Here is a 10,954-nt window from a genome sequence, read left to right on the forward strand (position 1 = left end):
CACGGAGAGCACGAAGTGAAATTTGATGAATTATCGAATAGAGTCATTGGATGCACTATAGCGGTGGATCGAACTCTTGAGCCATGTTTGTTTGAATTCAAGTGGAAAGATTGGAAGAAGGCATAAAGAGATTTGTTCTGTAACATCTTAGTGTCCTTCGTGCTCTTCGTGGTGAATAGTTACAAATCCGCTTACTATTAAATCCCCTTACTATTAAAAATTTGTCACACGGATTAAACGAATTTATTTATTTTTTCCCATTTTTTCCGCTTAATCCGCTTACTCACTTAATCTCCCTATCTCCTTTTCTTACACCAAGTAGTGTGGTATAATTTTGTTTTCCCATGTCGACCTATTTCACAGGTCGAAAAAATTTGTAGTTATTGTCAGACACTGCCGAAAATTACAAGACATTAAATTCCATTTCGTGTCCTTCGTGCTCTTCGTGGTGAATAGTTACTCACTGGCTTACTTCCCGATGCAAAATTTTGAAAATATCTCATTCAAGATATCTTCAGTAACAGTCTCACCGATTATTAATCCAAGATTATCCAGTGATTCTCGCAGGTCAACCGAACTAAATTCAAAAGAAAGATTATTCTCAATTGACTTGATAGCCGAATTTATATTCTTAAGGCAGGATATAAATGCCTCTTTATGCCGGATATTGGTAATGAGAGGAGCATCAGTTGATAATATTTTACCCGCAAGAAATATTTCCTTAATTTTCTTTTTTAGCTCATTTAACCCCAATTGCTGGGTGGCACAAAGATTTATGATGGGTTTATCGGGTAAATAGTTTTTAACCTTGTCGATTTCAATAAGTTGCGGCAAATCAAATTTATTGATAATGATGATGGTCTGTTTATTTTTTAGTTCATCCATAATTATCAGGTCATCCTGAGTAATATTTTCAGAACCATCCATCACAAACATAATTAAATCAGCCAGATTTAAAGCCTTTTTTGCTCGTTGGACACCCTGTTCTTCAACAATATCAACCGTATGCCGTAAACCTGCAGTATCGACCACCTTTAAAGGAATACCTTCGATGTCAATTGTTTCTTCAATCGTATCTCGCGTTGTGCCGGGAATATGAGTTACAATGGCTCTTGGTTGTCCAACCAAAGCATTTAATAGACTTGATTTACCCACATTAGGACGACCAATAATCGTGGTTATTACGCCTTGTTGCAACACCTTGCCATATTTAGCACTGTCAATCAATTCCTCAATCTTTGTTTTAGTTTCATTTAATCTGTTTAAAATTTCCGTGTTAGGCAATAATTCAATATCTTCTTCATAAAAGTCAATCGACGCTTCAATCTCGGCTAATAAAGAGATAATCTGGTTACGGAGATTGGATATTTCATGGTAGAGGTTACCTGATAGTTGAGAAAGGGCAAATTTAGCGGCAAGGTCTGTTTTAGCTCGAATTAATTCTACAACTGCTTCAGCCTGGGACAGGTCAATTCTGCCATTTAAAAATGCTCGTTTAGTAAATTCACCTGGTAGTGCCAACCGTGCACCCAGGGATAAAACTGTTTCTAAAATTCGGTTTAAGGAAACAATTCCGCCGTGTGCATTAATTTCAATTACATCCTCACAGGTATAACTCTTTGGAGCTCGCATCACACAAAGAAGAACTGTATCAATTACCTCTTTGCTGTTTGCTTCAACTATTTCCCCATAATGGATGGTATGAGTTGTAAATTCAGAAATCCGATTTTTACCTTTAAATATCTTATCTGCTATTTCTATCGCCTTTTTACCACTTAATCTCACAATACCAATTCCACCTTCTCCTAAAGGTGTAGAAATAGCGGCAATGGTATCGTTCAAAATATACACTCTCGCAAATCTCCATGGTATGAGCCTATAGCACTTATTAATCGAAATTTGACCCAGATATGGTTATGAAATTCCAAATCACAAATTCCAAAGGACAAATAAATTCCAATGACCAAAAATCAAAATTCCAAACAAAAGAAGGAAAAGTGCTTTTCAATGAGGCAATAGAATTAAAGAAGAGTTATATTCCCCTCTTGAGAGGGGTTAGAGGTGTGTCCTTCAATTATTGAAAAACCTAAATCTGACATTATTGAGCAAAATATTCAACTCTCTTTAACAAAATTGATAAAGCAATAGGTTTTGGAATTTGGTGCTTGGAATTTATTTGGAATTTGTTATTTGAAATTTGGAATTTATATTGCAAGGTTATGGTTAAACCATGATGAATAAATTCACGAAACTCCAGCTTATGTAAACTTCCCGTTAATAACCGCTATATCTTCTGACCGCTGTATTTATCCGTGCTAATCCGTGTTAATCAGTGGTTGAATAGTTACCTTTGTGGAGATTATTTAAAACTTTTTTCTACTTCTTCTATTATCTTCTCTATGGGTATATTTGTCTTATCATCGAAATATGTAAATTCTTCCTCGTGTTTTTCTTCTTTAGTTTCCTGGTGTAGTTTTGTTTCTTCAACTACCTCATCAATAGCTTTTCCAAGGACTTTTTCTGCCCTCATGGCGGCTTCTTTGGCTTTTTTAGCCACTGTTTCAGCCATTTCTTCTTCTAAAGATAGCGGTGGTTTAGCACCTTCTTCTGGCAGTGGTATTGTTGGTTCTTCGATTTGAGGAGGAAGGACTTCTTCAAGAGGTGGTGTTAATTCCATTTTAATGCCTTCAGGCATAATTGATTCCATACCTATTTCTACGGTTCCCACTTCTGCACCTTTTTTAGTATAGACAAAGCCTCCTTTTACCTCACCCATATCTATTGTTCCGTGAATACCTCTCTCTTTTGTATAGGTAAATTCACCCTTTGCCTCGCCCATTTCAATAGTTCCTTCAATACCTTTCTCTTTAGAATAAGTAAAATCACTTTTTACCTCACCCATATCTATTGTTCCCACGATACCGCGTTCTTTTGAGAAGGTAAAATCTCCCGGCACACCATCCATATCTACAGTTCCAAAAACGCCTTTTTCCTTTGAGTAAGTAAATTTACCTCTGGCATCAGCCATTTTTACATTTCCTTCAATTCCTTTAGAAAGAGAGTAAGTAAAATCAGCTGGCACACCACCCATATCTACTGCTCCAAATAGACCTTTTTCTTTTGAGTATGTAAAATCGCCTTCTGCACCGCCCATATCAATGATTCCCACGATACCTTTTTCTTTTGCATAACTAAATTCTGCAACGACATCACCCATCGTTATGATTCCTGCAATTCCTTTGTCCTTAGTATAATTAAAGTCTCCAATGACACCTCCCATATCTACGGTTCCATAAATACCTTTTTCCTGTGTAAATGTAAATTTTGCTTCAGCATCATCCATTTTGAAATTTCCTTCGATGCCTTTTGTTTTGGAGTAAGTAAATTCACCTTCTACGCCACCCATATCGACAATGCCATAAACACCCCTTTCTTTTGAATAGGTAAATTTAGCCCTGGCATCGCCCAGTTGTGCTTCACCTTCAATCCCTTTGTCTTTTGAGAAAACGAATTCTCCTGTTGCTTCACCCAAATCTATCCTTCCAATAATTCCTTTATCTTTTGAAGATGACAAATCACTCTTTACCTCATCTTTTTCAACTGTTGTTTTTTTCATTCTTATCTACCTCCTTATGTTTGGTAATTGGTAACTGGTAATTGGTAATTGGTAATTGGTAATTGGTAACTGGTAATTAGTTACCAGTTACCAATCACCAGTTACCAATTACTTAAGGGTTTGCCTCTTTAAATCCAGATAATTTTGTAATATTAAAATTGCGGCTAATTTATCTACCGTGGCTTTTTGTTTTCTCTTTTTTAATGGTGCGTTTTTTAATGTATTTTTAGCTATTTTAGTGGTGAGGCGTTCATCCCATGTTTTAATTGGGATACTTAAATTTAACTTCATTGTTTCAACCAAGTTAAGTATTTTATTCGCCTGTATTCCTATCTTCCCACTCATTTCCTTTGGTAGTCCAACAATTATTTCTTCTACCTGATACTTACTCATTAACCTTTCAAGGTGACTAAAAAGTAAAGCATCACTTTCTCGAACAATTACCTCTATTCCTTGAGCGGTTATTCCCAATTCATCGCTTATTGCTACACCAACTCTCCGCTCCCCAATATCTAAACCCATAATTCTCATTTATATTTTCTTCTTCAAAGCCAGTGCTTCTGGGGTCCCTTTGCCATAACCATTCATTCCAAATTCGACACTTCGACGCAACCAGCAGATTTCGCGCGTAAGTCTTTCTACCTCTTTAACAACATCATTTAACCCTTTTTCTTCCGTAAATAGCAGGACACTGCGAATATTCAAATCAATATGAAATGAATCATTGTGCATTTGTTTAAACATATCTTCATACGCGATAAACACCTCGAATTCTTTAGGTTTGGCTGGGTCGTTTATATATTCCATAGCCTGGGCAAAGAAAAACCTTATCTCCTCTTTTGGCGGAATCACCTTCAAGTTTTTAAAGATAGGTAACTCCGAAATAGTTATTTTGGGTTTGTCTCGATATAGGATGTCTGGAGCAAACTTACAGTTAAAGTTAAACGCCGCTCCTCCACCTATATTGCGAATCACTACTTCCAATGCTTGAATCTGACTTTCTCTGGGCTTAATATCTACAATCACATAAGGCATACTCTCTGACTTATGAATCTCTTTAATTTCCTCTATTAATTTGCAGGAGGCCGTAGTTGATTTACGAACCTGTCTGGCAAGATACCAAATTATACACACAAACACACTTCCTATTACGACTAATCCTACAATTGGCCACACCTGTAAACCTATCTCTAAACTCATTTTCTTATCCTCCTTTTAAGTAGATAATATCCCCTCTTTTTATATATCGGCTAAATAGCCAAATTTCTTTAATTATTACTTTACCACAAAATTTGTTATCTGTCAAGGAAAATTTCGACCTGTGCAGGTAGAAAATTAAGTAAGCAGATTTTTAATAGTAAGCGGGTGGATTTAGTAAGCGGATTTAACGGATTTAGCGGAAAAAGAAATAAAAAAATCCGCTCAATCCGTTTAATCCGCTTACAAAAAAAATCTGTTTAATCAGCTTACAATAAAAAAATGTAATCTGTTTAATCAATTATCCTTTTATTTCTAATTGCACAGGTCGAAAAAATTCGCTAATTCTGTAATGGCTCAGTCATTTAGGGGTAAGTGCGGATTTCAGATTGTTTTTTTATCTCTAACGAATAATCCCAATCTTCCCCTTCTTTATCTGTCCTTTATCATTTGTCAAAACATAGATGTAAATCCCTGACGCAACCGGCTCGCCGGCTAAATTTCTGCATCGCCATTCACCATTAAAGTTTTCCTTCTCATAAACCAATTCACCAGCAATATTATAAATTCTAATCGTTGTATTCTCCGTTAATCCAGCAAAATGCACCTCACCAGTCCTGGATGGATTTGGATATGGATGGGCATTAGCTAAAGTTGTAGATAGTTGGTCAATCGTATCTGCCTGGATGTTAATTAAGATTTTGTTTGAACTGAATTCAACCAGATTCCAGCTTCTATCTATAAACCTGGTATTTGGTGTAAATGATAATAAAGTTGCTCCTTTTGCCTTAGCCTTGAAGGTAATGGTATTCGAAATAGTGGGATTAAAGGCATCTTTCTTGAGCGAGATAGCGATGTAGCATATTTTTCCATCCTTAACTCCATGAACAGTATATACACCATCAACCAACTGCCTTGATTTAAGTTGCTTGTCATCAGTAGCTACTACTTCTAAAACTGTTTGGTCATAGGCAAGATAATAACCAAATATTCTAACTTTAGCCTGTGAATCTGCCTTAATAGTTACTTTAAATGTCTCCCCTACTTTTAGAGTTTCGTTTTCGGAAATAACCATTAATGAAATATTGCCTTGTTGTTGAGGATATTCTATTGGTGGAGCAGGTGATGGTGGTGGATTATTATAGTCGTAGTTATATAGACAGATATCAATATCAATATCGTCTATTACTCCATTTCGGTTGCAGTCAGCAGCGGGATTATAAGAACCAAACATTGCCTCCACAATAACATCTATATCATTCGTGCCGTCAAAGACACCATTTTGATTTGCATCACCGGTATATAAAGTTTTTGTGCCAATATCCGTTACCTGTCCTGCAACTACAGTGAAATCAGGCCAATAGCGTCTTATTGCCCCAGCCGTTGTTGCCGTGGCGATATATGTTCCCGGGGAAACAGCCGGAAATTGAAATTGTCCATTAGCCGTTGTTGTGGTTGTGCCAAAAGGTGCCGTAATTAAAAGTCCCTCATGATAGACTGAGTATGAATAACCAAATGGTGGTTTAAAGATAATTGCCGCTCCTTTTACCTCACCCTGACCAATAGTCACTGTCCCTGTGGCCATAGTGAAAAGAATAGGATTAGTTTCTGGGTCAGTAAGTTCTGTTTTACTTGTTCCAGTGCCCAAATCAAAAAATACTGTGGTTGAACCATTTTGTAATGCCTTAAACTTAATTGTGGCTAATGTACCGGTACCATCTGCCGAGTCTGTTAAAACTTTATATAATATCGTCCCACTGCCATTATTTGCCATATTATAATAATTATAGCCACCGGCAGGGAATGAACCTTGCGTAATTTGAACGCCAGGTTTTGTCGGATTAGCATCTTGCACCTCTAAATATGCCGGGTCAAATCGGACATAAACCGATGCCCGCTTAAGGTTAAAGACATTTGCTAGATGGATATTCAAATCAAATAATGCTCCATTGCTCACACCAAGGTTTGAAGGTTCTATTGAAAGTCTTGCAGTTGGTGCAGTGGCAAAGGCGGTAAATGTCGCCGGAGAATCCGTTAAATTCAATCCCGGTGTTTTTACCAGTGAGGTATAAGTTCCTTGTTTATTCCCAAGAATTAACATTGCCCTCGCCACACCATCTGCATCAGTTAGAGTAGGTGGCTCGTAAAAACGATACCCAGATGCACCACCGGGCACAGCGGTAATAGTAAATTCCACCGCAATGTTTCCAACACCATTATTGTATTGGTCTGTAACTGTAATCTTGAATGGATATGGTAACGATGAACCAGCCGCCGCTGATTGATTATTAGTCGTGGTATCCATAATGACTTTGGTGGCTGTACCAGGATTAATCGTAATCGTTGCCATCCCTTGAACCGAGCTTGAGGTAACTTTTAATATCGTTGTTCTGGTAGCCAGATTATATGCTGTAAAAACGGTAGAGGTTCCAGTAGTCGGTGATATTTGACCAACTAATCCAGAACTTAACTGCCAGGTGTAAGTGGCATCTAAAATAGGAGCATTAGAGGAATCATACGCCTGTGCCGAGAAAGTTGCTGTTCCCTGCAAGCCTACCGCGACTGTGCCTGGTGTAATCGTTACATGATGAATGCTACTTTCCCGAAATGCGTAAAGTTTATCATCATAAGAGGTTACATAAATCGTTGTCGAGCCACTCCCAATCGCTGGAGAAGAACGCACAACCTCACCTGTGGCATAACTCCATTTTAAATTAAGCACCGAGTCAAATGCATAAATCTTATTATCATCTGAACCGATATACACCATTCCATTTCCACCAAGGACAGGTGAGGAATAAATCGCACCACCCGTCGTGTAACTTCCTCTCAATGTGCTTAAATCTGAACTCAAGGCATAAATTTTACCATCTAAAGACCCAACATACACCGTGCCATCTGTCCCAATCGCTGGAGAAGAACGAATATCATTATTAGTAGTGAAACTTCCGATTAATGTGCTTAAATTAGAGTTAAAGGCATAAATCTTATTATCATTGCAACCAACATAGACTATTCCATTTTCAGCAATTGCTGGAGACGAATAAATCGCACCACCCGTCGTGTAACTTCCTCTCAATGTGCTTAAATCTGAACTCAGGGCATAAATTTTACCATCTAAAGACCCAACATACACCGTGCCATCTGTCCCAATCGCTGGTGAAGATTGAATATCACCTGAGGTTGAGTAACTTCCAACCAATGTGTTATTTGGAGTTAATGCATAAATCTTATCATCATTTGACCCAAAATAGATATTGCCATTAGAACTAATCACCGGCGATGAATAAATAGGCCCACCGGTTTGATATTGCCATCTGGCAGTCCCATCTGAATTTATGGCATAAAGGTAACCTATACTTGCCTCACCAACATATAGAACACTACTACTGTCAATAGCAGGAGAAGAATAGATAGGTCCAATCGTAGAATAAGGTGAAGTCCAATTAGCACTACCATCAGATTTTATCGCATATAGTTTGCCAGCAGGTTCAATTGTTCCAAAATAAATAACCCCATTATGACCAATTGCCGGTGAGGAATAAATATCGACACCCGTATTATAAGTCCATTTACTAACGACCGAAATTGGGTCAGGATAAGAACTCACACCGGTATGAGACCGATTATATCGCCACATTGGCCACATATGGGTTAGTCCTGTAACTGTAATCGTTGCCCTTTGACTCACGGTGCCATAATTTGCGGTTAATGTCCCCTCACCTGTCTCCATACCCGCGGTAAATGTCGTTGTTCCACCGACAATTGGAGAAATAGTGCCTATAGTTACTAACCAATTATAAGAAAGACCCGGAATATAATTACCATACTGGTCATAGCCTGATGCAGTAAAAATCTTAGTGTAGCTCAACTGAACCGTTGCAGTTGCAGGATTAATAACAATAGAAGTAAGCGTGCCCGGGGTAATAGTAATCGTCGCTATCGTCGTAATAGAGCCTGATGTTACGGCTAATGTCCCGGTCAATGCTCTGGTTCCTGCCGTAAAGGTTGTCCCTGCTCCTTCAACTGGTGAAACACTGCCAATATTTGTTGTCCAGGTATATGTTATCCCTGTTACAGTCCCACCTAAAACATCATATCCCTGTGCCGTAAATGATATAGTCCCATTAACCGTTGTCGTGGCTGTTTGTGGTGTAATAGTGATATGATGTAATCCACCGGTAGTTATCGTAATAGTTGCTTTAGCCGTAACAGTCCCTGAAATAACCGCTAAAGTCCCGGTAACAGGTTGAGTGCCTGCGGTAAATCTGGTTGATGAACCAATAGTTGGCGTAACACTTCCTATCGCCGTTGACCAGTTGTAACTTAAATCAGGAATTGCGTTTCCATACACATCATATCCCTGGGCGGTAAATGTTATTGTGCCAGAAATCATAAGTGTTGCGGATGAAGGAGTAATAACAATATAATTTAATGTCCCGACCGTAATAGTTATTGTTGCATAATTAATCACATTACCAAAACTTACGGCTAATGTGCCAACTACGGAATGAGTGCCTGCCGTAAATAGTGTTTGACTCCCTGTAGTTGGTAAAATACTACCAATTAATGTCTGCCAGGTAAAGTCTAAATTCTCGATTAGATTATGTTGGTTATCATAGCCTTTAGCCGTAAATGTTCTTGTTCCTTCGATTCCCATAGTCGCCGTCGCTGGCTCGATTATAATATAGGTTAAAGTTCCGGGAACAACGGTGATAGTAGCAATATTGGTTATCGTGCCATAAGTAACCGTAAGTGTTGCGGTTTGAGTCGTTGTCCCGGCTGTAAATGTCGTTCTGGTGCCAGTAGTTGGTGTAATACTACCAATGACTACCGAGAAATTAAAAATAAGCCCTCCAATGCAATTATTGTACTCATCATACCCTTGAGCCGTAAATGTTCTTGAGCCACCTGTTGATACAGTTGCAGTTGCGGGTGTAATAAGAATAAAGGTTATCGTGCCTGGAGTAATAGTAATCGTTGCCACACCCGTAATACCACTTGAGGTAAAAGTTAATGTCCCGGTAGTAGCATAAGTTCCAGCGGTAAATAATGTTTTGGTTCCGGTAGTTGGATGGACACTGCCAATTGCTGTTGCCCAGATAGAAGATAACTCTACAGGGTTTCCATAGACATCATAGCCAGTGGCCGTAAATGTTGTTGTCCCTTGCACCGATAAACTTGCCGTTGATGGGTTGATAATAATACAGGTTAATGTGCCTGGGATAAGTGTAATAGTTGCGATTGCAGTGAAAGTGCCAAAATTAACCGTGAGTGTTCCGATTTCACTTTTTGTCCCAGCAGTAAAGAGTGTCTGAGTCCCTGAACTCGGAGCAACACTACCAATAAAGGTAGTCCAGCCAAATACCAGGCCAGAAATAAGATTATCATAACTATCATATCCTTGTGCTGTCCATGTCCGTGTGCCAGCCACCATAAGTGTTGCTGTAGCTGGAGTGATAATGATATAATTTAGTGTCCCCGGAAGAATAGTAATCGTTGCCGACGAACTAATAGTACCATAACTTGCCGTAAGACTGCCTATACCGGTTCTTGTGCCAGCGATGAATAAGGTTTCAATGCCGGTAGTATTAGAAACAGAACCAATGGTGAATGACCAGGTAAAAATCAGGTCTGGAATAGGAATGCCAGAATCATCATATCCAGTGGCAGTAAATGTGCGTGTGCCATCTACTATAAGTGTAGCCGTCGATGGAGTTATGACGATATAACTAATCGTGCCTGACCTGACAGTAATGGTAGCACAAGCAGTAATCGAACCATAGTAGGCAGTTAGACTACCTACACCAGTTGTTGTTCCAGCAGTAAAGAATGTCAATGTTCCTATGCTCGGCGAAACACTGCCCATATTTGATGTCCAATTGAAACTCAAATCAGGGATAATATGGCCATATTCATCATAGCCGGTAGCCCTAAATGTTTTTGTCCCGGCAACAGTCAGTGTCGCACTTGCCGGGTCAATGATAATATAACTCAATGTCCCAACATTGATGGTGATGGTTGCATAGCCAGTGATTAAGCCAAAACCCGCTGTAAGTGTCCCAATCGTCGGAATAGTCAGACCTGTAAATAGTGTCTGCGTGCCAGATGTCGGCGAAACACTACCAATCAATGTCTGCC

6 protein-coding genes are annotated in these 10,954 nt (G+C 38.9%); 1 reads left to right on the forward strand and 5 read right to left on the reverse strand.

What is annotated here, in order from left to right:
* Positions 1 to 468: 468 nt before the first annotated feature.
* Complete coding sequence (mnmE, locus tag AB1414_08660) at positions 469 to 1,851, reverse strand: tRNA uridine-5-carboxymethylaminomethyl(34) synthesis GTPase MnmE (protein MEW6607510.1); 1,383 nt, start codon at positions 1,849 to 1,851, stop codon at positions 469 to 471.
* Positions 1,852 to 1,916: 65 nt separating this feature from the next.
* Between mnmE and AB1414_08665 the strand changes: the two genes are divergently transcribed.
* Positions 1,917 to 2,081 (forward strand): hypothetical protein, encoded by a 165-nt coding sequence (locus tag AB1414_08665; GenBank protein MEW6607511.1) that lies wholly within the window; start codon positions 1,917 to 1,919, stop codon positions 2,079 to 2,081.
* A 278-nt stretch (positions 2,082 to 2,359) separates the two neighbouring features.
* Here AB1414_08665 and AB1414_08670 read toward each other — a convergent pair whose 3' ends face one another.
* The 4 genes from AB1414_08670 to AB1414_08685 form a co-directional block, all read right to left on the reverse strand.
* On the reverse strand, positions 2,360 to 3,616 hold the full coding sequence (locus tag AB1414_08670) for a hypothetical protein (GenBank protein ID MEW6607512.1): 1,257 nt from the start codon (positions 3,614 to 3,616) through the stop codon (positions 2,360 to 2,362).
* Between the two features lie 108 nt (positions 3,617 to 3,724).
* Entirely contained in the window at positions 3,725 to 4,147 is a 423-nt protein-coding gene (gene ruvX / locus AB1414_08675; protein ID MEW6607513.1) for a Holliday junction resolvase RuvX, read from the reverse strand.
* Complete coding sequence (locus AB1414_08680) at positions 4,148 to 4,816, reverse strand: hypothetical protein (GenBank protein MEW6607514.1); 669 nt, start codon at positions 4,814 to 4,816, stop codon at positions 4,148 to 4,150.
* Between the two features lie 400 nt (positions 4,817 to 5,216).
* Entirely contained in the window at positions 5,217 to 10,946 is a 5,730-nt protein-coding gene (locus tag AB1414_08685; protein MEW6607515.1) for a PQQ-binding-like beta-propeller repeat protein, read from the reverse strand.
* Positions 10,947 to 10,954 lie beyond the last annotated feature (8 nt).

The sequence above is a fragment of the bacterium genome (assembly GCA_040755795.1).
In the GTDB taxonomy this organism is placed as follows: domain Bacteria; phylum UBA9089; class CG2-30-40-21; order CG2-30-40-21; family SBAY01; genus JBFLXS01.